The 25764-nt window shown below is 56.9% G+C and carries 17 protein-coding genes; 12 read left to right on the top strand and 5 right to left on the bottom strand.

Translation table 11 applies throughout. The features are described 5' to 3' along the window. Positions 1-58 precede the first annotated feature (58 nt). From pheS to rpmI, 3 genes are all read right to left on the bottom strand, one after another. A complete protein-coding gene (gene pheS / locus Pla52nx_RS00255; protein WP_146523659.1) occupies positions 59-1084 on the bottom strand; it encodes a phenylalanine--tRNA ligase subunit alpha in 1026 nt (341 codons plus the stop codon). A 33-nt stretch (positions 1085-1117) separates the two neighbouring features. Next, entirely contained in the window at positions 1118-1474 is a 357-nt protein-coding gene (gene rplT / locus Pla52nx_RS00250) for a 50S ribosomal protein L20 (RefSeq protein WP_146523658.1), read from the bottom strand. 132 nt (positions 1475-1606) lie between these two features. Then, positions 1607-1813 (bottom strand): 50S ribosomal protein L35, encoded by a 207-nt coding sequence (gene rpmI / locus Pla52nx_RS00245; RefSeq protein WP_146523657.1) that lies wholly within the window; start codon positions 1811-1813, stop codon positions 1607-1609. Positions 1814-2207: 394 nt separating this feature from the next. Between rpmI and Pla52nx_RS00240 the strand changes: the two genes are divergently transcribed. From Pla52nx_RS00240 to Pla52nx_RS00220, 5 genes are all read left to right on the top strand, one after another. Beyond that, on the top strand, positions 2208-4004 hold the full coding sequence (locus Pla52nx_RS00240; RefSeq protein WP_146523656.1) for a vWA domain-containing protein: 1797 nt from the start codon (positions 2208-2210) through the stop codon (positions 4002-4004). 2105 nt (positions 4005-6109) lie between these two features. Further along, positions 6110-11944 (top strand): PVC-type heme-binding CxxCH protein, encoded by a 5835-nt coding sequence (locus Pla52nx_RS00235; RefSeq protein WP_231742844.1) that lies wholly within the window; start codon positions 6110-6112, stop codon positions 11942-11944. Next, positions 11941-13392 (top strand): DJ-1/PfpI family protein, encoded by a 1452-nt coding sequence (locus Pla52nx_RS00230; protein WP_231742843.1) that lies wholly within the window; start codon positions 11941-11943, stop codon positions 13390-13392. Before Pla52nx_RS00235 ends, Pla52nx_RS00230 begins: the two co-directional genes overlap by 4 nt. A 71-nt stretch (positions 13393-13463) precedes the next feature. Continuing rightward, complete coding sequence (locus Pla52nx_RS00225; protein ID WP_146523655.1) at positions 13464-14366, top strand: DUF4886 domain-containing protein; 903 nt, start codon at positions 13464-13466, stop codon at positions 14364-14366. Between the two features lie 49 nt (positions 14367-14415). Further along, entirely contained in the window at positions 14416-17247 is a 2832-nt protein-coding gene (locus Pla52nx_RS00220) for a serine hydrolase (RefSeq protein WP_197455142.1), read from the top strand. Between the two features lie 687 nt (positions 17248-17934). On the opposite strand, the gene Pla52nx_RS00215 is transcribed toward Pla52nx_RS00220, so the two are convergent. Both Pla52nx_RS00215 and Pla52nx_RS00210 read right to left on the bottom strand, forming a co-directional pair. After that, positions 17935-19323, bottom strand: coding sequence for an integron integrase (locus tag Pla52nx_RS00215; protein WP_342190314.1), 1389 nt, complete (start codon positions 19321-19323; stop codon positions 17935-17937). Positions 19324-20363: 1040 nt separating this feature from the next. Beyond that, on the bottom strand, positions 20364-20534 hold the full coding sequence (locus Pla52nx_RS00210) for a hypothetical protein (protein ID WP_342190195.1): 171 nt from the start codon (positions 20532-20534) through the stop codon (positions 20364-20366). A gap of 105 nt (positions 20535-20639) precedes the next feature. Between Pla52nx_RS00210 and Pla52nx_RS00205 the strand changes: the two genes are divergently transcribed. From Pla52nx_RS00205 to Pla52nx_RS00175, 7 genes are all read left to right on the top strand, one after another. Then, positions 20640-21263 carry a DUF6892 domain-containing protein gene (locus tag Pla52nx_RS00205; protein ID WP_146523627.1) on the top strand — a complete coding sequence of 208 codons (624 nt, stop codon included), beginning with the start codon at positions 20640-20642 and terminating at the stop codon, positions 21261-21263. Between the two features lie 138 nt (positions 21264-21401). After that, positions 21402-21740: a hypothetical protein gene (locus Pla52nx_RS00200; RefSeq protein ID WP_146523626.1), complete on the top strand. Its 339-nt coding sequence runs from the start codon at positions 21402-21404 to the stop codon at positions 21738-21740. A gap of 305 nt (positions 21741-22045) precedes the next feature. Then, the gene (locus Pla52nx_RS00195; protein ID WP_342190313.1) at positions 22046-22357 is read left to right on the top strand and encodes a hypothetical protein; all 312 of its coding nucleotides are present in this window, start codon (positions 22046-22048) and stop codon (positions 22355-22357) included. Between the two features lie 89 nt (positions 22358-22446). Next, positions 22447-23379 carry a DUF1559 domain-containing protein gene (locus Pla52nx_RS00190; RefSeq protein WP_146523625.1) on the top strand — a complete coding sequence of 311 codons (933 nt, stop codon included), beginning with the start codon at positions 22447-22449 and terminating at the stop codon, positions 23377-23379. Positions 23380-23538: 159 nt separating this feature from the next. Further along, complete coding sequence (locus Pla52nx_RS00185; RefSeq protein ID WP_146523624.1) at positions 23539-24036, top strand: hypothetical protein; 498 nt, start codon at positions 23539-23541, stop codon at positions 24034-24036. Positions 24037-24063: 27 nt separating this feature from the next. Continuing rightward, positions 24064-25032, top strand: coding sequence for a leucine-rich repeat domain-containing protein (locus tag Pla52nx_RS00180; RefSeq protein WP_146523623.1), 969 nt, complete (start codon positions 24064-24066; stop codon positions 25030-25032). 289 nt (positions 25033-25321) lie between these two features. Further along, the gene (locus Pla52nx_RS00175) at positions 25322-25726 is read left to right on the top strand and encodes a hypothetical protein (RefSeq protein WP_146523622.1); all 405 of its coding nucleotides are present in this window, start codon (positions 25322-25324) and stop codon (positions 25724-25726) included. Positions 25727-25764 lie beyond the last annotated feature (38 nt).

The following is a 25764-nucleotide window of genomic DNA, read 5'->3' as shown; positions in this document are numbered from 1 at the left end:
GGGCGGTGAAGCCGATCGACGATTCCGATGTAGCGGACAGCGAGTGATTCTCAGCCGATCAAAACTGGCTGAGGAATCGCAGGTCGCCGCTGTACAGATCGCGGATATCTTTGATCCCGTGACGACGCATGCACAGCCGTTCGACGCCGAGGCCGAATGCGAATCCGGAGACTTTCTCGGGATCGTAACCGACTGCCGTGAACACGTTGGGGTCGACCATTCCTGCACCGCCGAACTCGATCCAAGTTCCGTCCCACAGAAAGTCGACTTCGACACTCGGTTCGGTAAACGGAAAGAACGACGGGCGAAAGCGGATCTCGACGTCGTCACCCAAGTAGTTCGCCGCGAACACTCGCAACACGGTTTTCAGGTTGGCCATGGTGACGTTCGCGTCGACCAACAAGCCTTCCATTTGATGAAACATCGGAAAGTGCGTCGCGTCGGGATCGTCTGGTCGATACACCCGACCGAGCGAAATGACCCGAATCGGCGGTTGCGTTTCTTCCATCACGCGGATCTGGACGGTGCTGGTTTGACTTCGCAGCAGACGCGTACCTTCTTCGCCACGGGCGGCCGCCTGAGCGGTTGCCAGATAAAAATTATCCAGCGGGTCGCGTGCCGGGTGGTCGTCGGGGATGTTCAGCGCGACGAAATTGTGCCAAGGGTCTTCGACCTCTGGGCCTTCCGCGGCCTCGAAACCCATCCGCCCCATGATCTCGGTCAAGTGCGTGATGGTTTGCGTGATCGGATGGATATGTCCGACGATCGGTCGGATGCCCGGCAGGGTCGGATCGAACATCGAATCGGCGCCCGAGGAGTCCTTGCCCGTCAATCGTCGCTGAGCTACCTCGACGGCGTCCTCGATCGACTTTTTGACTTCGTTGAGACGCATCCCGGCAGCCTTGCGGTCTTCGCCCGCAACGCTGCCCATTTGCTTTTGAATGTCGCGCAGGGCGCCTTTTTTCTGCCCGGCAAACTGCACACGCGCGGCCTCAAATGATTCGGCATCGCTGGCAGAATCCAATGCGGCAAGCGCCTCGCTTTGCAGCGAGTCGAGCGAATTCAGGAAATCCTGGAGTGACATGAGAGCGTATCTCGCAAGCGGGGGCTTTGCCGATCAGGCGGCCAACGCTTCTTTGACCTTCTCAACGACCGCGGTAAAGCCGGCTTCGTCGTGAATGGCCATTTCGGAGAGGGTCTTACGATCCAGCTCGATTCCGGCTTTCTTGAGCCCGTTGATGAACTCGCTGTAGCGAAGTCCATGGGCGCGAGTGGCGGCGTTGATCCGGATGATCCACAGGCGACGGAAATCGCGTTTCTTGACGCGACGGTCACGGAACGCGTACGCGCCGCTACGTGCCAGTGTTTCCTTGACGGTCCGGGTCAGCTTTCCGCGTCCGCCGCGAAAGCCCTTGGCTCGTTTGAAAAGACGTTTCTTTGATTGCCGACGGGCGGCGCCTTTGGGTGCACGCATCGGTGCGATCCTTTTGGGATGGTTGACTCAGGCCCCGGCGAAATGGGATTGCCGGCGTTTTACCTAGCCAATTGGGAGTGGAAAAAGACCGCCAACAGCGGCGGAGTAACGTTGGGGAAACGCGATTGCGACTTAGTAGCTGTGACCGTTCAGCGACGCTTGAATGGATTTTTCCATGCAGGTGTCAAGGGAGGTCGTGCCACGCAGGTTGCGTCGACGTTTCTTGGTGAGACCTTGTGCCAAGTGACTGGTACCACTTTGGCGGTGCATCGCCTTGCCCGTTGCGGACAGACGAAAACGCTTTTTGATCCCTTTATGGGTTTTGATCTTGTTTCCCATGATCTCGTTCAGTGTTCGTTGGGATGGTTTTTGAACGCAGCTTCCTGCCGCGAGGAATCGCGAAAGATAGCCCAATGAGACTTCGTTTGGAAGGGCTAACGGGGCAGGTTAGGCAGATGTGCCAACGATTGTTTGGGCAATCATCCCCGCGATCCCCGTCGCTGGTATCGGCGATCCGCCGTGGGTTGGTCGAACATCATGCGAAAAACAGCCAAATTGCTCGTGGAAGACAACGATTTCGAAACGTTAAATTCCAAAAAGTTGCTTGCAATTGTGGGCTCAACGCCCCATAACCGTGGCATTCAATTTGTCACGCGATGGGGGTAAATGTCGGCAAGCCGCCCATAACCAGGGCTCCCAGTAGAGGGAATAATGGCTGTCGGTGATCAATGGTATGGACGACGCGGCACGTCAGAACGAACCGGCCTTGAGCGACCTGCAGCGGCTAAGATCCCTTGAGCTGGAGCTGGTCAAGACTCGCAATGAGGCGAAAGTCGCCCGGCTGGAAGCCCGAGCGGCCGAACTGGAACTGCTGATTCGCCAGTTCCTGCCCCCCTCCACGTCCGAAACGACTCCCCCATCAACGGAATCGCAGTCGGCAGAGTTGCGGGCGATCCATCAGGCCGAAACGCAGGTGCCGCCTGCTCCCAAATCGCCGCAGCCCTCCAGTGAAACAGCGGCGGAGCCCATCCTGACCCGCCAGACTTTGGCAAAGGTGCTCAGCGCGATGGCAGAGCAGTACACGCCGTCGGCGAAAACTGCTGTCGCTCCCTCTGCTCCGAGTCCTTTCACTCCAACAGAACTCACTGGCGAAGCACCGTCTCTCTCGCCATCACCACGTTTCGACAGCTGGGACTCGATCCGGACGGCAACGAGCGAGAAAACAAAAAGCCATGACCGCCGCGCTCCCGCTGAGTCGCGCGCTGACCGCGATGAAAACCATGGTCGGTCCGCAACCACTCCATCTGAAATCCACGTTCGCCAAGATTCACCCCAACCAATCAGACGACCGCGGATGGCGGCGTTGGGCATTGCCACGGATCCGGTCAACGATCCCGATGTTGACATCCAGCCGGACAAACTTGAAACCAACGACGAGCCGAAACCGGTCGACAGCAAACCAGTTGTCAGCAAACCAGTTGCCGCTCGTCCGACAACCCTTTCGTTCGATTTTGCCACACGTTCAGATTCTGCTTCGTCAGATCACACGAAGCACGGGCCGAAGCCTATTGCGGATTCAGAATCTCTGTCCGTCGACTTGGAGGAATCGTCGGATGAACCTCGCAAGAAACCACGACCGGCCGCTTGGATGGCCAGCTTGATCGCACACATCGGGATCCTCTTGCTCGCCGCCGCGTTCACTTTGTCCAACCCCGCGCCCAAGGACCAAGTCGCCTTGACCGCGTCGGCGACCGAACCTGACGAACCCGTGATGGAAACGTTCGCGATTGAAACGGAAGAAATCCAGCCTGAAGTTTCAGAGCCGACGCCCAGCGAGACACAGTACGAGATCAGCGAAGTCGGACAGATGGCGATCACGGAGTTCAAACCCAGCGAAATCGTCGGCCCGCCCGCACCGCCGATGCAATCAATGCTCGCCAGCTCGTCCGCCAGCGCGGCGGCGATGTCGATGAAGTCCGACTCGGAATCGACGATGCAGTTCTGTGGCGTCGAAGGCGGCGGCAATCACTTCGTCTATCTCGTCGACAGCAGTAGCAGCATGGGCAGCGCATTTGAAAGCGCTCGTAGCGAGTTGCTGCACTCCATTTCTCAGCTTAAACCTGACCAACGTTTCTACGTCGTGTTCTTTGACATCGAACCTGACTACATGCGATTGACCAACGCCAGTGAAGATGAAACTCGCAGCTTGAAAGCGTCGCCGGAGAACAAGCAAGCTTTGGAGCGTTGGGCAATGACGATCAAGAAGGATCGAGGCAGAGCACCCTATGATCCGCTGAAGTTCGCGATCGAACTGCGACCCGACGTGATCTTTCTGTTGTCCGATGGCGAGTTTCCGCAAGGCATCGAGGACCTGCTACAGGAAATCAATCGACAGGACAACTTGTTCGGCGACGACGGCCCGATCAGCATCGTTCACACGATCGGGTACCACAGCCGCGAAGGGGAAAGCCGGATGAAGCGAATCGCGAAACAAAACGGCGGCCAGTACCGCCACATCGCCAAGCCGTAGGAACCATTGTCGCTCGATTTTCCAAATCGATAGCGAATCCGAAGCGATGTAGGACTCCGCGTCAGACAGCGTGCAAACACAAGACGCGGTGGCCAAGTCGTCCGGCGGCGCTCCTTCGAAAGAAACTTGCGTGGTGATCCGCGTTCGGCGTTGGTTTAACGTTTGGCGGGGCACGCCAACGGCTCGGAGAGCCGAGCGACAAAAGTCGCTCGATTTTCCAAATCGATAGCGAATCCGAAGCGATGTAGGTATCCGCGTCAGACAGCGTGCAAACACAAGACGCGGTGGCCAATTCGTCCGGCGGCGCTCCTTCGAAAGAAACGTGCGCGGTGATCCGCGTTCGGCGTTGGTTTAACGTTTGGCGGGGCACGCCAACGGCTCGGAGAGCCGAGCGACAAAAGTCGCTCGACTTTCCAAATCGATAGCGAATCCGAAGCGTTTTAGGTATCCGCGTCAGACAGCGTGCAAACACAAGACGCGGTGGCCAAGTCGTTCGGCGGCGCTCCTTCGAAAGAAACGTGCGTGGTGATCCGCGTTCGGCGTTGGTTTAACGTTTGGCGGGGCACGCCAACGGCTCGGAGAGCCGAGCGACAAAAGTCGCTCGACTTTCCAAATCGATAGCGAATCCGAAGCGTTTTAGGTATCCGCGTCAGACAGCGTGCAAACACAAGACGCGGTGGCCAAGTCGTCCGGCGGCGCTCCTTCGAAAGAAACGTGCGCGGTGATCCGCGTTCGGCGTTGGTTTAACGTTTGGCGGGGCACGCCAACGGCTCGGAGAGCCGAGCGACAAAAGTCGCTCGATTTTCCAAATCGATAGCGAATCCGAAGCGATGTAGGTATCCGCGTCAGACAGCGTGCAAACACAAGACGCGGTGGCCAATTCGTCCGGCGGCGCTCCTTCGAAAGAAACGTGCGCGGTGATCCGCGTTCGGCGTTGGTTTAACGTTTGGCGGGGCACGCTAACGGCTCGGAGAGCCGAGCGACAAAAGTCGCTCGACTTTCCAAATCGATAGCGAATCCGAAGCGTTTTAGGTATCCGCATCAGACAGCGTGCAAACACAAGACGCGGTGGCCAAGTCGTCCGGCGGCGCTCCTTCGAAAGAAACTTGCGTGGTGATCCGCGTTCGGCGTTGGTTTAACGTTTGGCGGGGCACGCTAACGGCTCGGAGAGCCGAGCGACAAAAGTCGCTCGATTTTCCAAATCGATAGCGAATCCGAAGCGATGTAGGTATCCGCGTCAGACAGCGTGCAAACACAAGACGCGGTGGCCAAGTCGTTCGGCGGCGCTCCTTCGAAAGAAACGTGCGCGGTGATCCGCGTTCGGCGTTGGTTTAACGTTTGGCGGGGCACGCTAACGGCACGGAGAGCCGAGCGACAAAAGTCGCTCGATTTTCCAAATCGATAGCGAATCCGAAGCGTTTTAGGTGTCCGCGTCAGACAGCGTGCAAACACAAGACGCGGTGGCCAATTCGTCCGGCGGCGCTCCTTCGAAAGAAACGTGCGCGGTGATCCGCGTTCGGCGTTGGTTTAACGTTTGGCGGGGCACGCCAACGGCTCGGAGAGCCGAGCGACAAAAGTCGCTCGATTTTCCAAATCGATAGCGAATCCGAAGCGTTTTAGGTATCCGCGTCAGACAGCGTGCAAACGCAAGACGCGGTGGCCAATTCGTCCGGCGGCGCTCCTTCGAAAGAAACGTGCGCGGTGATCCGCGTTCGGCGTTGGCTCAGCGTATGGCGGGGCACGCTAACGGCTCGGAGGGCCGAGCGACAAAAGTCGCTCGATTTTCCAAATCGATAGCGAATCCGAAGCGATGTAGGTATCCGCGTCAGACAGCGTGCAAACGCAAGACGCGGTGGCCAAGTCGTTCGGCGGCGCTCCTTCGAAAGAAACGTGCGCGGTGATCCGCGTTCGGCGTTGGTTTAACGTTTGGCGGGGCACGCCAACGGCTCGGAAAGCCGAGCGACGATACGGGGACTCCCACCTACCGATCCGACCCGGGGAATCGCCAAATCAAAAACAACGGCCCCCATCGGGCTTTGTCCAGGGATTAGACTGGGTGTCCCTCCGCATCTCTCGTTTCACCGAACGTACTGCAGCCCCCTCTCATGAAAATGATCCTCCCCACTTCCCGACTCGGCAGCCTGTGTGTTGTGATTCTCTTGCTGGCAGACCACTGGGGGATCTCCCAGGACCACACATTGCATTCCTTTGAACGCAAGCAACTGACGGACGTCTATTACTCCGAAGGTGCCAATGCAGGCGATCTCAACGGGGACGGTGTCGCCGATCTCGTGTATGGACCTTACTGGTACGCCGGCCCCGACTATCAGACCAAGCATGAGCTCTATGCACCGGTGCCTCAAAACGTGAACGGCTACGCCGACAATTTCTTTTCTTGGGTGCACGACTTCAATCACGATGGTTGGAACGACGTGTTTGTGGTCGGCTTTCCCAGCACACCGGCCTACGTTTACGAAAACCCCAAACAAGACGGCTGGAACGCTCATTGGCCCAAGCACCAAGTATTCGATTGGGTATCCAACGAGTCACCGCAACTGGTCAATTTGATCGGCGATGAACAGCCCGAGTTGGTGTGCACCCGCGATGGCTTCTTTGGTTTCGCGACCATCAACCGCGACGATCCCTTGGGAACCTGGCAGTTCCATCCGATCTCCGAAAAAGTCACGGCAACTAAGTTCGGCCACGGACTGGGAATCGGCGACATCAATGGTGACGGCAGACAAGACATCATTCACTCCGCCGGTTGGTACGAACAACCCAAATCCGATCCGACGACATCACGCTGGATGCCTCATGCGGCCAAGTTGTCGACAGCTTACGGCGGCGCCGAAATGTACGCCTACGATGTGGACGGTGACGGCGACAACGACGTCATCACCAGCGACGCGGCACACGACTTCGGTCTGTCGTGGTACGAGCAAGTCGCCGACGGACGCGACGTGACTTTCAAACGACACCTCATCATGGGATCGCATCCGTCAGAAAACAAATACGGCGTCCTGTTCAGCGAACTCCATTCGGTCGCGTTGGCCGACATGGACGGCGACGGACTCAAAGACATCGTGACAGGCAAAACCTACTGGTCCCACCACAAACAAAGCCCGATGTGGGATGCGGGTGCCGTGGTCTACTGGTTCAAACTGGTCCGCGACGCCGATGGCGTCGACTGGATTCCTTACAAGGCCGATGGCGAAGCCGGGATCGGTCGACAACTCTCGGTGACCGATGTCAATGCCGACGGATTGCCCGACATGGTCGTCGGTGGAATGAAGGGCGCTCACGTCTTGATTCACCAAACCCAAAAGGTCAGCAAAGAAGAATGGCAGGCTGCCCAACCCACAATCTATCAGGGTCCCCAACTGCCAAAGGTCACCGATGCCAGAGCAATCCGTGGCCCCAAGTCCGACATCAATGCGAAAACAAACCGCGTCGAGGGGGCCATCGAAGGCGAATCGCTGACCGCCAAGACCACCGGCGGCTCGGCGAAGCCACAGGACATGTCCAAGTTCAGCGCCGACAAATGGAGCGGCAAGTCACAACTCTGGTGGACCGGAGCAAAACCGGCCGACACGCTGACGCTGGAGCTGCCTCCCTTCACCGGCGTGGTCGACTTGGAGATCGTCCTGACCTGCGCCAAAGATTACGGCGTGGTGCAACTGGCGTTGGACGACAAGCCACTCGGCCAGCCGATCGATTTGTATGACCCAGAGGTCATCACCACCGGCGTCTTGTCCTTTCCAAAACTCTCGGTCGTCGGCAACAAACACACGCTGACCGCTCAAATCGTCGGCACCAACCCTCAAGCCGCCAAGTCGTACATGTTCGCGATCGACTATCTGCGGATCAAGAAATCCGATGGACAGTTCGTTGCCGGACCTCCGCCGACCAAGAAAGCCGTCGCGGAAAAAACTGTCCCGGGTGAGTTTCCTAAATCAAGCGATGGTCGCGTTTTGAACTTCGGTTTCGAAAACGGAACGCTCGATGATTGGACCGCCGACGGCGATCTGTTCGCTGGCCAACCGATCAAAGGCGACACGGTCAACAAACGTCGCAGCGATATGAAGAGCAATCACGCGGGTGACTACTGGATCGGCGGCTATGAGCTTTTCGGTGACGAGCGAACTGGTGTGTTGACGTCGGCACCGTTCATCGCCTCACAACCTTACGCATCGTTTCTGACCAACGGCGGAGAGCATCCCAGCACGCGCGTCGAGCTGATCCGCAAAGGTAGCGACAAACCGTTCTTTCAAGTCAGTGGGACGAATGACGAAACGATGCGACGCGTGATCGTTGATCTACGCGGTCACTTGGGCAAAGAAGTCGTGATCCGAATCGTCGACGAAAACAAAGGCCATTGGGGACACATCAATTTCGACGACTTTCGACTCCACGCCAGTCGCCCAGCACCACCGACGCCCGCGATGGTGGTCCTGACACCGGATGAGTATCCCCACTCGGGGCTCGATGCCCAACAAGCCGCCGCGGCGATGAAGCTGCCCGAGGGTTTTACGGTCACCGTCGGCGCAGCCGAGCCCGAGGTCAAGCAGCCGATCGCGATGGCGCTGGATGATCGCGGCCGCGTCTGGATTGCCGAAGCCTACGAGTACCCGGTGCGTGCAAAAGGAGACAAGGGTCGCGACCGCATTCTGATCTTTGAAGACACCGATGGAAACGGAACGCTGGACAAGCGAACCGTGTTTGCAGAAGGCCTGAACTTGATCAGCGGCATGGAAGTCGGCTTTGGTGGCGTCTGGGTCGGCGCGGCACCCTATCTGATGTTCATTCCCGATCGTGACGGCGACGACGTGCCCGACTCGGAACCACAAATCCTGCTCGATGGCTGGGGACTACAGGACACACACGAAACGCTCAACGCCTTTATCTGGGGACCCGACGGCTGGCTCTACGGATGTCATGGGGTGTTCACCCACTCTCGTGTCGGCAAACCAGGAACCCCCGACGCGGAACGCGTGCCCCTGAATTGCTGTGTCTGGCGATACCATCCCACCGAGCATGAGTTCGAAGTCTTTGCGCATGGAACCAGCAATCCCTGGGGCGTCGACTTCAACGATCACGGCCAAGCTTTCATCACGGCCTGCGTCATCCCTCACCTGTATCACATCATTCAGGGCGCACGTTATCAACGTCAGGGCGGACAACACTTCAACCCGCACACCTATCGCGACATCGTCACGATCGCTGACCACCTGCACTACCTGGGTGCCACACCACACGGCGGCAACAGCAAGTCCGACTCCGCCGGTGGCGGTCACGCGCACTCGGGAGCGATGATCTATCTGGGCGATCGATGGCCCGCCCAGTATCGCAATCAACTGTTCATGAACAACATTCACGGACAACGTTTGAACGTCGATATCTTGAATCCTCGCGGATCGGGGTACGTGGGATCGCACGGCCCAGACTTTTTATTGACCGGCGACAATGCTTCGCAAATCCTGAATCTGAGATATGGACCCGATGGCAACGCTTGGATGATCGACTGGTACGACATGCAAGCTTGTCACCGAGGCGACGTAAACGTGCACGATCGCAGTAACGGTCGGATCTACAAAATCAACTACGGCGACACACCGTCATTCCAGGCGGTGGACTTGGCAAAAGCGACCGACAGGGAACTCGCCGAGCATGCACTCAATCCGAACGACTGGTACGTCCGACACAGCCGACGACTGCTCCAAGAACGTGCGGCGAGTCGTGCGATCGAACCCGCCGCCATCGCGGCCTTGACCAACATCGCCACCACTCACGCCGACGACACCCGACGACTCCGTGCCGCTTGGGCTCTGCACGTGATCGGTGCGTTGGACGGCGATTTGACAAAGCAAATGCTCGCCGACGCCAGCCCCTACGTTCGTGGCTGGGCGGTCCAGCTCATGATGCAGTCGACCAAGAACAATCCGGCGCCTGCTCAACTGACACAGTTGGCGGAGATGGCCAAGGACGACCCGTCACCCGTGGTGCGTTTGTACGTGACCTCGGCAACTCAATTGCTGCCACTGAACTCACGTTGGCAGATCCTGGAATCATTGACCTCGCATGGCGAAGACGCATCGGATCACAACTTGCCGTTGATGTATTGGTACGCTGCCGAACCGCTCGCGGATGTCGACCCGACACGCGCGTTGGCTTTGGCCATGTCGGCGGGCGAGCAGATCCCGCTGCTCCGCGAGTTCATGCTGCGACGCATCGGCAGCAGCGACAGCGGGTCTTCCCTGGCCGTTCTGGTCCATGGCCTCGGTGATGCTAAATCATCCGAGGTGCAGTTGACTTACTTGAAAGCCATCCGCTCGGCGTTGAAGGGTCAGCGAAAGGTCAACGCGCCGACAGGCTGGTCGAGCGTCGCCAAGAAACTGATCAACAGCGATAACGGCGACGTTCGCCTGCAGGCCGTCGCCTTGGGCGTGACCTTTGATGACCAATCAGCTCTCCAAGCAATGCGAGACCAGGTAACGAGACAAACGTCACCGATCGAAGAACGCCTGATCGCGCTGCAATCGCTATTGGACGCCAACGACGCCGGACTCGTTCCCACATTGAAAGGTTTGCTGACCGCCGACGCACCCTTGCGAGAAGCAGCTCTGCGTGGACTGGCCCAGTACGATGACGACTCGATCGGTCAAGCAATCCTGGCCGCCTATGCCGATTTGACCGCGACGCAAAAACGGCTGGCGTTGTCGACGCTGAGCGCCCGAGTCAGCTCCGGAAATCAACTGCTCGACGCCATCGCGGGCAAGCAGGTCCTCAGCACGGATCTGACCGCTGATCTGGTTCGTCAACTCCAGTTCCTCAAGGACAAAAACATCGACGCCGCCCTCGAAAGCGTTTGGGGCACCGTTCGTGAATCAGCCGCAGACAAGCTCACGCTGATCGCGGAATACAAGTCATTGATCGAGTCGACCGATCATCCCCAACCCAACGTCGACCTCGGACGCGCCGTGTTTGCCAAGACCTGCATGAATTGCCACCAACTCTACGGCACCGGATTCCATGTCGGTCCGGATTTGACAGGCTCCAACCGCTCCAATCTCGATTACTTGCTGAGCAACATCGTCGATCCCAGCAGCGTGATGGCCAAAGAATACCAGCCGACGATCATCTTGACCGTCAACGGTCGCATCGTCAGCGGATTGGTCAAAGCAGAAGACAAGAACTCGGTGACCCTGCAGACCACGGACGCTTTGGTGGTCATCCCGATCGATGAAATCGAAGAACGCTCGTTGAGCGACAAATCGATGATGCCCGAAGACCAACTCAAGCAGTTTTTGCCGCACGAGATTCGGTCCCTGGTCGCTTACCTGCGAGGTCAAGAACAATCGCCCATGCTGGCGACTCCCGAAAATGCCTCCTCGTTCTTTAACGGCAAGGACTTGACCGGTTGGTCAGGCGATGACGAACTGTGGTCGGTAGAAAACGGTGAGCTGGTCGGCCGCACCGACGGGCTCAAGCACAATGAATGGATCGTCAGCGATTTGTCAGCGGACAACTTTCATTTGACCGTCGAAGTCAAATTGGTGGATAACGCGGGCAACAGCGGGATTCAATTCCGTAGCAAGGCTCACGACGGCGAAGTCTCCGGGTACCAAGCGGACATCGGGGCCGGCTGGTGGGGCAAGCTCTACGAGGAACACGGTCGCGCGTTGCTGTGGGACAAGTCCGGTGAGCAACACGTCAAACTCGGCGATTGGAACAAATACGAAGTGATCGCCGAGCGCAATCACATCCGTACTTTCATCAACGGCAATCTCTGTGTCGACCTCAACGACCCCAAAGGTGCTGCACGAGGAATCATTGCGTTCCAATTGCACAGCGGCGGCAAGACGGAAGTCCGCTTTCGGAACATGAAACTGGAGGTTTTTCGGCAAGAGATCCAAGCTCCCGAAACAGAGGTCGCACCGTGAGTCTTACGAGATCACTTTACGCACTGGTCCCGATCACGTGTTTATGCATGATGCACGGGCTCGCCAGCCGCGTCGCCGCTGAAGACAAGTCCGCGAATTGGATCGACTTGATCAAGACCGTTGACATCTCAAACGGTTCCGTCGCGGGCAACTGGCAAAGGTCCGCTGAGGCGATCACGACCGACGCGACAGCCGGATCACGGATCACTTTGCCATATCGCCCCAGCACCGAATACGACTTTCGTGTTTCCTTCACACGCACCAGCGGTGTCCACTCAGTTGCCCTGATGTTCGTCGTCGGTCGTGGACAGGCAACGTTCGAAGTCGATGCCTGGGGCCAGCATCTCGCAGGGCTGCAGATGATCAATGGGCAATCCATACAGAACAATCCGACCCGTGTGGACAACCAGACCTTGGAAAACGGCCGCCGCTACGAGATGCGTGTGGAAGTCCGCAAGGGTCACGTTCGAGCTTTCCTCGATGACAGGCTGATCGCACAGCATCCAACCGACGGCTCTGATCTGTCCGTACCCGATGTCTGGAGGATGCCCGATCAAGCATCGCTTGGCATCGGTGCCTACTCAGCGGCGACCACGTTTCACAGCATCGATGTCCGACCGGTCAGCGAGCAACGCTTGGCCGCGAACAACATACCGACATCGCCACCCATGCGAACACGTGACTCAGACACTGTGAACTCTGCGGCCAACAACTCTGTGGCCACCAGCTCTGCGGTTGCAAATCGTTCAACGTCCGGCAGAACACCCGCCACGGGAAAGCGAGTGTTGCTGGTGATCGCCAACCAAGATTTCTTTTATCGCGAATACGGTGATCCACGCGCGGAGTTGGAGCGTGCAGGCATCACCGTCGAGGTGGCTGCCGCACGGAAACAGATTTGTCGGCCACACGCCAACTCCGGCCAGCAAGGCGACGGCAGCGTGATGCCCGACTTGGCAATCGGCGATGTGGACCCGTCGCGTTACGACGCCATCTTGTTTTCTGGTGGTTGGGGATCGTCGATGTACCAATTCGCTTTCACGGGATCGTACGCCAACCAAGCTTACAATGGCGACTCACGCACCAAAGCCGCAGTCAACCGGCTGATCAATGAATTCGTCGACCAAGACAAATACGTCGGCGCCCTCTGTCATGGCGTCTCCGTCTTGGCTTGGTCGCGAGTCGATGGCAAAAGCGTTCTTAACGGCAAACGCGCCGTCGGTTCACCACGTCAGAGTCCGGCGGGCACTTACAACGGTCGCAGAGATCAGCCGTTGTCACGTTGGAACGCGGAAGTCAACGGAGCCAGGCTATCACCGGCTCGATCCATCGGCGACCCGAGGACCTCCGCCGATGACGTCGTCGTCGATGGCAAAATCATCACCGGCGAAGACGACAGCTCCGCAAAGCTATTCGGCCAAACCGTCGCCCAATTGCTGACCAAGAGCTGAACCAACGATCGATTGACCTCCACCCCCGTAATGGGATTCGCCAGAACTCCCCCAAACCCCAAGCATAAAACATGCGATACCTATTACTGTTGGTGACACTCTGTCTTTTCACACACCACGCGTCCGCGGAAACGACGATTCGTGTGCTCACCATCGGCAACAGCTTTGCCGAAAACGCGTGCAAAAATCTGAAATCCATCGCCTCCGACGGCGACGTCTCGCTGGTCCTTGGAACGGCCAATCTCGGCGGCTGCACCTTGGAGCGTCACGCAACGTTGGCCAAGCAATCCGCTGCTGATCCAGACACCAAGCCCTACAACTATCGCTCGGAGACCGGCTCCACCAAATTGAATCTCCAGGAATACCTGCAAGCTCAACCCTGGGACTACGTCACGCTGCAACAAATGAGCGCGCTGAGCCATCAGCCCGAGACGTATCATCCTCATATCGACGAATTGGTCGTCTTGATTCGAAAACTTGCACCGCAAGCCAAGATCCTGATCCACCAAACTTGGGCGTATCGGCCGGATTCGCCTCTCTTGAAAAACTGGGCGATCACGCAAGAGGAAATGCAACAGCGACTCGTCAACGCTTACTCCGACGTGGCCCAACAGTTTGATGCCAAAGTCATTCCTGTTGGACAGGCGTTTCATCAAGTCCGTTCGACGCCCGGCCGAGAGGTCGTCGTCCCCGATCCGACGTCCGACTACAAAACGCCAAGTTACCCCGATCTGCCCGACGAAAGCCACTCCTTGGTGGTCGGATGGCAATGGGCATCGCGTGACGGCAAACCATCCCTGCGCCTGGATTTCAAACACGCCAATGCGTCGGGTTGCTACCTGGCCGGCTTGGTCTGGTACGAAACGATCACAGGAAACGACGCACGTCAAATCAAGTTCGCACCGCGTGGTGTCGACGCAGAAGATGCGGTTTTCTTTCGTGAGGTCGCACATCGTGTCGTCAATCATCCTTGATATCCAGCACGCTCCCTGAACAGCCCGCAACTCGTTAGAGACCGCCCAGATGACAAAACGACTCCACACCGTCGTACCCCTCCTGCTCATGATCATCGTCGTTGCAAACCCGCTGAGTGCCGAAGACCAGAAACCGCTGGACCTTGTCATCAAGGGCGGACGCATTGTCGATGGCAGCGGCGCGCCGTGGTATTTCGGGGACGTCGGAATCGATGATGGCAAGATCGTGCGCATCGGAAACATTCCTCAACAAGATGCATCAGAAGTGATCGATGCCAACGGATTGGTGGTTGCACCCGGTTTCATCGACATGATGGGGCAGACCGCTTCGCCCATGGTGGAGAACCCAAAGACCGCTATCAACCTGCTCACACAAGGCATCACCACCATCAATGCCGGCGAAGGAGGATCGGCAGCACCGCTGAGCGACGACGATGGACTTCGCTACGGCTACACCACGATGGCCGAGTACTTCTCGCTCATCGAGTCGCACGGATTACCGGTCAACGTCGTTCAAACCATCGGTCACACGCAAGTCCGCAAGATGGTCCTGGGCGATGTCGAACGTCGCCCCAGCGACGAGGAATTGCACCAGATGCAGGACTTGGTTCGAGAAGCCATGGAGGCCGGCGCGATCGGTGTCTCCACCGCCCTGATCTATCCGCCAGCCATTTACGCCCAAACGCGTGAGATCGCGGCACTCGCCCAAGTCGCCGGCGAGTACGGCGGACGCTACTACACGCACATGCGGAACGAGGGAGACCAGTTGCTCGAAGCGATCGATGAAGCGTTGCAGATCGGTCGCGAAGGAAACACCCCCGTTCATATCTTTCACCTCAAAGCCGCCGGTCAACACAACTGGGGCAAAATGCAGTTGGCCATTGCACGCATCAAAGCGGCTCGCGCGGCCGGACATCAGGTCACTGCCGACATTTATCCTTACATCAACAACGGCTTGGGAATCGCCGCGCTGATTCATCCGCGTCATTTTTCGCAGGGACGAGATCAACTGTTGGCAAAACTGAATGATCCCGACTTGAGAGCGGAGATCCGCGCCGAGATGGAAACCACACAAGGATGGGAGAACTGGTTTCGACATGCGGGCAAAGACTGGAATCGCATCGTGATCGGGCGAAGCAATGACCCCAAGTACGCCCAGCACGACGGCGAATCGGTCGCAACCATCGCCACGGCATGCCAAGAAGATCCCTGGGACACGTTCTTCTCGCTCGTCCGCAGTGGAGCCTTTGCATTGCCCCAGACCATGAGCGATGCGAACAAGATCTTGGCCATGCAACAGGAGTTCGTTTCGTTCTGCACCGACGTCGGTCCCGCCGGTGGCGACCGCGCCGCGTCCCACCCACGCGCCTACGGTGCCTTTCCACGCATGCTGTCACGATACGTTCGCGACCTGGGTGCGATCTCGTTGGAACGCGCCGTCTCTCAAGCCAGCGCGGCGGCCGCAAACGACATCCTGGCATACGACCGAGGCCGCATCGCCGTCGGATTGGCCGCCGATGTGATCGTGTTCGACTACGAAAACATCGTCGATCGAGCCGACTTTCGATCTCCGCACGCTGTCTCCGAAGGAATGAAGCATGTGATCGTCAACGGCCGTTTGGTCCTCAAGAACGGCGAGATGACCGACGCAACGCCAGGACGCGTGCTGCGTGGGCCGGGCTATCGCGAGGAAATCGCCCCGTACAACCTCGCCTCCGGTGATGGCGATCCGCAATTCGTAAACTACGATCGGTCGATGAAAGAGTTCCTGGCCGAGCATCGCGTCCCAGGGGCGTCCATCGCAGTAACGCATCACGGCAAAGTCGTCTTTGCCAGAGGCTACGGTTACGCGGACATTGCCAAGCGCGAACAGGTCGAGCCGGAAAGCCTATTTCGGATCGCCAGCATTTCAAAACCCATCACCGCCGTCGCAATCCTGCAGTTGGTCGAACATGGCAAGCTGAAGCTGGAGGACAAAGTGTTCGACGTCCTGGACTACGAAGATGCGATCGCCAAGGCCGACCATTTCGAGCCACGCTTGCGTGACATCACGATCGAACATCTGCTGCAGCATCGTGGTGGATGGGATCGAGATCAATCGTTTGATGCAATGTTCCAATCCGTCCGCTTTGCAGAACAAGTTGGCGTCGCGCCGCCGGCGGACCAAACCACTGTGATCACTGCGATGTTGTCCCAGAAACTTGATTTCGATCCGGGTGAACGATACGCGTACTCCAACCTCGGTTACTGCATGCTCGGCCAAGTCATCGAGACATTGACGGGACAAAAGTACGAGGACTATGTCAAAGAACACGTCCTTGCACCGATCGGTGTGACCGACATGCGGATCGGCAAGACGCATTTGGAGGGACGTGCCGAGAACGAAGTGCGTTACTATCACTCCGGCACCGGCGAGTCGGTGTTCGCCGGCAGCGTGAACGAACGTGTTCCGCATCCTTATGGGGCATGGTATCTCGAAGCGATGGACTCGCACGGCGGTTGGCTTGCCACGGCAACGGACTTGGCAAAGTTCGCGATGGCGTTTGACGATCCCGATCACTGCCCACTGCTCAAACGCAGCAGCATCGAAAAGATGTACGCGAGGCCCGAGGGACGTGCCGGTCACGAAGAGGACGGCAGTGAAAAAGCACGCTACTACTCACTCGGCTGGAGCAATCGCAACATCGGCGACAACCGTGTGAACCATTGGCATGGCGGATCGCTTCCGGGAACCTCCACCATCATGATCCGCCGCCACGACGGCAAGAATTTCGTCGCACTGTTGAACTGTCGTCAAAGCCCCACCCCGCACTCGGTCAGCGGAGCCATGGATCAATTGCTGCACAAAATGGCCAACGAAGTCAAACAGTGGCCCAAGTAATCCCACGCCACGAAGCATTCTGTCAGCCACCAATACGAGCACGACACGCAAGCAAGTGATTTCGGCGACCGAGTCTGGAGAGAAGGGCTGGGTAGGAGCTCATCGTTTAACGCCAAGCCGCAGGCGTCAACGAATCCGCCCACACCACCACCACCCCACACCACGTAGAAGCGTCTCTCCGAGACGCTAACCCAACGTGCGCAGCGAGCAGTCCCTGCTGGAGTCCAGGCTTCAGCCGCTCAGCACTGAAAAAACAGCCCCCTTCTCTCCCCAGATCCTGGCGAGCTTCCAGCGAGTCAGGATCTGGGGAGAGAAGGGCTGGGTAGGAGCTCATCGTTTAACGCCAAGCCGCAGGCGTCAACGAATCCGCCCACCCCACACCACGTAGCATCGTCTCTCCGAGACGCTAACCCAACGAGCAAAGCGAGCAGTCCCCCTATGCGTCCTCGGCAAGCAAACAGACCACTCGCCCGGATCATTCACGCGCCCCACAACAGTCTTCACAACACATTTGCGTGAAACAGCTAGCACCCACTGGCACGAAAAACGCCTACCCAAATCAGCCGCCACGCGATAGCGTCCGGTTCTCACGCCTACCCAATTCAGCCGCGTTCTCGAGAGCGTCCCGTTCTCAAGCCAATTCTCAGAAACCCCGCGTCATCCAGCACGTCGACTCTTCGTCTGACATCACAACGACGCTACACGGCTTGCGTTGCCACCACCAAGGCAACCTCCCTGTTGCATCAACCGATCGATCGGACTTTGCAAGCGGCCATCAAATCCCACGTCGACATGCACATACTTCATCGTCGTTTCAATGTCTTTGTGCCCCATCAGCTTTTGCACCGTGGCCAAATCCGTCCCGTCCTCGACCAGATGCGTCGCGAAACTGTGACGAAGTGAGTGCGGCACCCCGTTCTTTGTAATCCCGGCCGCTTTCTGCGCCGCTTTCAAAGCATTGGCAAACTGCTCCTCGCTGATATGGTGCCGCCAAACCTGACCACTGCGTTTGTCTCGACTGCGCTGACGAGAAGGAAAGACCCATTTCCAACCCAGTTCCTTGCACGCATTGGGATACTTGCGACCCAATGCGTACGGCAAATACACCTGCTCAAATCCGTCGGCAACGTCCCTGTGATGCATGCGCTCCGCTGTTTCAATCTGACGCTTCAATTCCGCAATCGCCTGCTCCGGCAAAAACGTCACTCGATCCTTCTCCCCTTTACCATCACGCACCACGATGTGCTTGGCGTCAAAGCAAATGTCCTTGATCCGCAGCCGACGGCACTCCTTGTGCCGAAGTCCCGACCCGTACATCAACAAGAACATCAAACGGTGCATGCCGGTCAATTGATCCAACAGCTTTCCGATTTCTTCGCGGCTGAACCAAACCGGCAACGTCTCCGGACGCTTCACTCTTACCGCGTCAATGAACCCCAAACGTTTTCCCAAAATGCACTGATACAGAAACAGAATCCCCGACTGCGCTTGCGTTTGAGTGCTCGCGGACACTTGATCGCGTGTTGCCAGGGCTGTTAGGAAGGTGGCAATGTCGAGTTCATTGAACTGCTCCAACTTCTCCGAACCGACGTGCGTCATGAATCGCTTGACCCAACGCACGTAGGCCCTCTCCGTCGCCATTGCATAGTGCAGGACTCGCATTTCACCCCGCATGGTTTGGATCAAGAGCGGCTCAGAGCGATTGACGTTCCCCCGCAATCGAGCAAGTTCCTCGGCGGTTGGTGGTGCGTCCAATTCGATATTTCTCTCTCGCTTTCCCAGCCGTGCCAGTGTCGCCACGATGTCTGACAGGTCAGGCTCAGATCGCTTCAATACCAGATCCCGATAGCACTCAAGTGCCCGGACCGCTTGCCAACGCTGCCATGCCGGGGCACCGCTGGCAAGCAAAGCTTTGGAAAAGCGGATCACGGAGCCCCGATTGACCGCCAACTCACCATCAAGCCCTTTTCGCAAAGTCAACGAATATCGCCTTACCCACCTGGGAAACCAAGTCTTGTCATTTTCCCCAAATTGTGCTGAAAGCAAAACCTCTTTTTCAAATTGAAGAACCGTCATGCTGACCCTATAAATTTAGATGGAGCGAAACGAGAGAAGGAAACTGGACGCAAGTCCCCCAATTCGGCGCGGCAGCCGAACCGAAGACATGCCGCGAGTAGGGTGATCTTAATGCATATCACTCAACTTGACGAGACGAGCGTTCTCAGGTATTATCCGCTACTTGAGTAGTTGATATTACCCGAAATCCAAATATATCACTGGGTGAGTAGGGTTTAACTTAGTAGTTATCCGACTGAATGGACTGGACCTGAGCAAACCCAATTTCAATGCTTCGATTCCCCGCACAATACATTATTGGCTTTTCAGCATGCTTGCTCTGTACGCTCGGATGTCAGCCGTCACCGCCACTTCCGCGATCAATGTGGTCGCCAGCTGAACGGCATGAAGCAGACGTTCGCGAGATGTCAAAAACAAGCGGTCCACCCTTACTCAAGGTTGTAGCCCGTGATACTGGCGAGCCAGTCGCAGGCGTATTTGTTGGCATGACACTGATCGGAGCGGACGGAGGTGACGGCGGGTTTCACCGATTTTTGACGCGAGACGATGGTGTCGCTCTACTGCATCACCCAATTTCGCCCGGTCGCTACCAACCTCACCTCGAGCCCAGTCCCGCTTCTCGCTATATCCATACTGAATGGAGCCGCGGTGATCCATATGTTGTAGTAGGAAATGACGGTTCGTCATCCATACCTGTTCTCCGACTTGATGTACGTTGACTTTACAACGGCGGATAACGATCCGATGCAACGGAGTCCGCGAGCTGACGTTTTTGAAGTGGAAAATCAAACCCGCGGACCCGCTGATCGGTGCCGATCAGCGCGGCTAGTGATCGAGTGCAGCGTGGAGGCAGAGACGGAGCGGAGTTCTTGATGAACCCACGGTCGAGTTGACCGGGTACAATGGCATTGAGCGACGCTGGTTCCAACCGTCGCTCCTTGTACCGCGATGATCCATGTCGATGCACCCAAGCCGCGGGTGTTGTCGTTACGTACCACAAAAGACCACCGCCGCGGCTGGGTGATCTCTGCGTTCTGTCGTTACAGTGCTCGATCGTCGCGTGTCGATGTAGTGATCGACCAGTCGAATGAGTTGGCAGATCTTGGGGCCGACAGCATGTTGTTGACTTCGGCAATGCGTCCTCTCGCCGAACTGTTGTGCATGAGATCGTGTGCTGGCGATCCAGGACTCGTATCATCATCTGTTGCCATTGGCACACGTGTGACGGTCCGGCCTCGGCATTCGACTTCGGCCACATCGTCGGCGGGTCGAAAACAGAAACGAAACCAGGGCTCGAATTGCAGTTCGGTCCGAGCATGCGATACAATCCAATGGTCGCATCCCAGCGGCACGGTGCCGCGACGGAATTCGACAGAACCATGCGTTGGACCGAAGCGACGCATCGGGCGGATGAACATGGAAACCACAATGGCGTCGCTCGGTCAACGCCGCCGTTCGCCTACAGGGAATACTTTGACGCGATGCAGTTTGCCGACCGCAACTTCCGACTCGCTTGCATTGATGCAATTCATTGCGTTGGGCACTTGCCCGATGTTTTCGACGAGCCAGAGTCAGACGCGTTTGCTGACCGAATTGCATTGCTCGAAGCTGTCGTCCTAACGGATGAATTACTACGCCAGCTCACACGATTTTCCCCCGATGGCGGTGATGATGTGTACCTATTCGCTGATCCAGAGTGGGGGGCAGAAAACGACGAATTGTACATTTCTCGATTTGACGATCTGGTGCTGCTACCGAACTTAGAATCGATTTGGGTGCACGCTGTCACAAACGAAGGTGCGTTTGACCTTTCATTGCTGCTAGAATGCAGGTCGCTGAAGACGTTCCGCGCGGACTCATTCTACGTTAAACCGAGCGACGCGAATGACCAGATTATTGAACGGCTCGTAGCTGGCGGCGTTGACGTTCGCATAGACTAACGGCAGGGTGGCGAACCATGCCGTGCACCGAAGGACGGGAGTCGACGGTTGTAAAGTGGTTAATCTTTCGCCCGTCCTCGGTGACGGCTGACGTTCTGGCTGATACGCAGGTAAGCCGACCACAAATCGTGAGCATCAATGCGACTTGCCCGACCGACCAAAATCGAATGGCTCGTCATCGGAGTGATGCTCGCGGTTCTTGTGGCGTTGATGCCGCCAACACCCCACCACCGGGAAACGCGACTTGAGTCGTGTCACTTGTGTGGCAACTGCCGCCGGATTGTTCGCGAGTTTCGATGGTGGCGATTCTCTTCAGAGACAACGGAACCGGTCGAGACGTTTACGGTAGATGAGGACCATGAACACGATTGGTGGCAATACGCGAGCTACTACATCTCGTACAACATGAAATCTGCTGGCGGCGCGCCATATCGCTATCAAGACGGTCGAAACACGTGGACGCCGTCGACGCCATAGGAAGATTGACTGTGATATATTGGTGCACGTGCCGTCCGATGGTCGGTAGGTATCCGCCGCAAAAAAGCCAGAACCATGACATGCACGGGAGGACGGCTTGCGGCGTTTCTTGCAATGGATAGTTCACTCTCCGTCCCCCGTGATGTCTACCGTTCTGTCGTTACAGTGCTCGATCGTCGCGTGTCGATGTAGCGATCGACCAATCGAATGAGTTGGCAGATCATGGGGCCGACAGCAGCACGTCGGCTTCGGCCGCGCGTTCTCTCGCTGAACCGTTGCGCGTCAAATGGAGTGTGGTCGACCGGATGCTCGAACCACTTGTTCCCATTGGCACACGTGTGACGGTCCGGCATCGGCATTCGACTTCGGCCACATCGTCGGCGGGGCAAAATCAGGAGCGGAATCCAGGACTCGAATTGCAGTGCGGTCTGAACATCCGATACAATCCAATGGTCGCATCCCGGCGGTACGGTGCCGCCAAGGAAGACGACAGAACCATGCGTTGGACCGAAGCGACGCATCGGGCGGATGAACATGGACACCACAATGGCGTCGCTCGGTCAACGCCGCCGATCAACGCGGCTAGTGATCGAGTGCAGAGTGGAGGCAGGCACTGATCAGAGTGATCGATTTGCCCACGGTCGAGTTCAACCGGTACAATGGCAACGGGCGGCGATGCTTCCCAGCCGTCGCTCCTTGTACCGCGATGATCAATGTCGATGCACCCAAGCCGCGGGTGTCGTCGTTACGTACCACAAGAGACCACCGCCGCGGCTGGGTGATCTCTGCGTTCGTCGAGGATAGTTTCATCAAACGCCTAAACTCTCGACACTATCTCCTGGTCATCGCAATCATCGCCGTTTGTGGACTTGCGATCGGTTTCGCAACGGCCGTCGGTCACTCTTCGCGTGTCGCACGCATCATGTCCAGCCGCAACAATCTTCGCCAAGTGATGCTTGGTATCCAGAATTATGCTGCTGCGTACGACCAGCTTCCGCCACACGCCATTGTCGATCACAACGGCCGACCAGAACACAGCTGGCGAACGCTGATTACACCATCCCTTGCCGCCGTTGATCAACTTTATCGATGGGATGAGCCATGGGATGGTCCCTCAAATATTCGGCTTGCACACGGGCTTGACGTACACATTGATGCGTCTCCGGTCGACGACACTGGAGCTCCACTAATAAAAACCATGGGGCCGTATGACGGGCCGATCGACTATGCATGGCCTTTTCGCGACGCAGAGACGAATAACAAGTCTAGCTTCCGTGTTCATTTTTTTGCCATTGTCGGCAACGAAACGGCGTGGCCGGACGACCATTCGATTACTTCCGCCGATATTCACGACGGTGCCGAGAACACGATTGTGATTGCTGAATCACATTCGGTTGACGCATACTGGTCACAACCTATCGACATACGATTCGAAGACATGACTTTCGTGGTAAACGACCCCGTCGGCCCAGGTATCTCAAGTCCACGTAAGATTGGCCCTCTGGTCGCATTCGCTGACGGCGCGGTTTTTCATCTGAACCCGAATATACCGCCAGGCCTTGTACGAGACTTGCTAACTGCAAATGGCGGTGAAACAATAGAACGGTCACAACTCGTGCGGGATGGTTGGCTACGTTAGAGCCGTTCGCCGCTCTCACAAAACACGACGAACCATGGGATGCAACGGAGTGGCGGTGGTGCGTTTTTTGGTGAGATCAATGTCAACTCCCGCCACCCGCTGATCCCGGACGTTACCCGACAGATGTTGGTCGCAATTTTCGCCGACAGATGAGCTCCAATGATTCACGGCGACTTCTGTTGGACAGGTGACATACCGGACGACGACGAAATCGCGGACGCACCCAATCCTCTCTTCTCTGTTGATTTCGGTGAGGAGTGGCAGCACCTTGCAACACGTCCATTGATGACCGCAGTGTGCCGTTTGCTTCGGTCGGACCCTACGGTAGCCGATTTGGATTGCTCACAACCATGTGACCACGGGTGGTACGCCGACTTCAAAATTGACCAGTGGAAATGCCACCTGTACGTTCAATGGATCGGCAGCGACGACGCAGCGGACGACGACAACATGTTTGAATTTCACGCTGGCTTTCGCCACGAGTTATTCCATCGACTCGTGCATCGATCACAACACAATGCTAAACTCAGGATCTTGGGTGCGACGATTGCGCACGCGTTTACTAGCTGCCCGTACATTGAATCCATTGTCGTTTATGGCATTGGGCCAATCGAAGATGCGGGTAACCATGGCGTGCACGCGAAGCACGGCATGTGATTGTTACAAATGGAAGCCACATAGGCCGTGCTCGGTGACGCCGGTCGTTCCCCGACTGAAAACATGTTCCTTCGTTGCGTACCATCGAATTGGCCATCAATCGCCGTTGCTATTGCGGTCGCTCTAACGCAATGCGTCGCCCCAGCGGAGGACCGAGTCGAAGCAATCCGCCAAACCGGTGCCTTTGTGCGCGTTGATGACCGGAATCGAGTCGTCGAAGTAAACGCGGCGTTTTCAGATTTCGAAAACAACGACATGCGTCTCCTGGCCAGCCATACAAAGCTGCGTGAGTTGAATCTCAACCGGCAACCCATTGAGGCAAGTGGTGTTGTGGAAATATCAAATCTGCGTTCTTTGCAGCGACTGACTCTAGGCCGTACCGAAATCACGGACTCGTGCCTGCCAACAATCGCGACGCTTACAGAACTTCAATCACTGCATCTGCACAACACGAGGATTACCGATCAGAAGTTGGACGAACTTTCGTCGCTCCAGAAACTCAAGGAGCTGAGCCTATCTGATACGAACGTCACGAACGAAGGTGTCGCCTCAATTGCTAACCTCGAAAGCCTTGAAGAACTTTATCTTGAAAACCTGCGGGTCTCGGACGAAGGGATTGGGAAACTCAAAGGGTTGAGAAAACTACGAATCCTCGTGATTATTGGCACTGACGTCACTGACAAGGGGATCTTAACCGTTGCCGGATTCCCGAAACTTCAGATGCTGTTTCTCGACAACACTGGGATCACAAACGCTGGAGTCAGCGAACTATGCAAACTGCGGCATCTTCGTGTGCTGTACCTTGACAATACCAATATTGGTGATGCAGCCTTAGTTCCGCTTGCTGGGGTTGCCTCACTAAGGAGCTTGAGTTTAACGGGTACGCGAGTGACCGACGTTGGTCTCAACGCGTTCAAGCAGAAACGACCGGACGTAGCGGTCGTATTTAGCGATTCGGGCGGGGAACCATCGGTTGCAACGGAGGCCGCGAATTGACGTTTTTGAAGTGGTGAGTCGTTCGCGCGGCCCCGCTGAACCGTGCCGATCAGCGCGGCTAGCGTTCGAGTACAGCGTGGAGACAGAGACAGAGCGGAGATCTCGATTAACCCACGGTCGAGTTGACGGGGTACAATGGCAACGGGCGGCGATGCTTCCCAACCGTCGCTCCTTGTACCGCGATGATCCATGTCGATGCACCCAAGCCGCGGGTGTCGTCGTTACGTACCACAAGAGACCACCGCCGCGGCTGGGTGATCTCTGCGTTCGTCGAACAGGGACACCCTGCATGTCTAAATTCACGCTTGAGACAGGTTCGATCGCAATCGGTGACCCAGTAATGGGCTTAGCTCGCTATTCTGTGTCGTTGCCTCCGGGGCGCTACGAACTCGAAGCCGGCGCGCTAGTGCAGGTCAACGGCATTGACGTCGAAAAAGACAGTGCACCGTCAATCAATTTAGATGGTCCGTACATTTACGTCCTCGACGCAGCAAAGGTCCAGCAGTTTGAAATTGCGTTTCACGAGATTGGGAACGAGTGCTCGTACATGATGTTGGAGATGCAGAATCGTCACCATGAACTCGAAAAAAGGACAGGAACGCTGATTGGCTTCTATTGGGAAGAGGAGCTTGCGGGAGCAAGCCGTGAAGGCAAGTACGTGCTTGACATCAATAGAGTCCGAAATGTCCAATGATTCGCCATCGACGAACAATCCGATGCACGGAAGCGGCG

The sequence above is a fragment of the Stieleria varia genome (genome assembly GCF_038443385.1).
Classification (GTDB): Bacteria; Planctomycetota; Planctomycetia; order Pirellulales; family Pirellulaceae; genus Stieleria; species Stieleria varia.
This window is presented reverse-complemented; position numbering and strand designations above follow the sequence as displayed.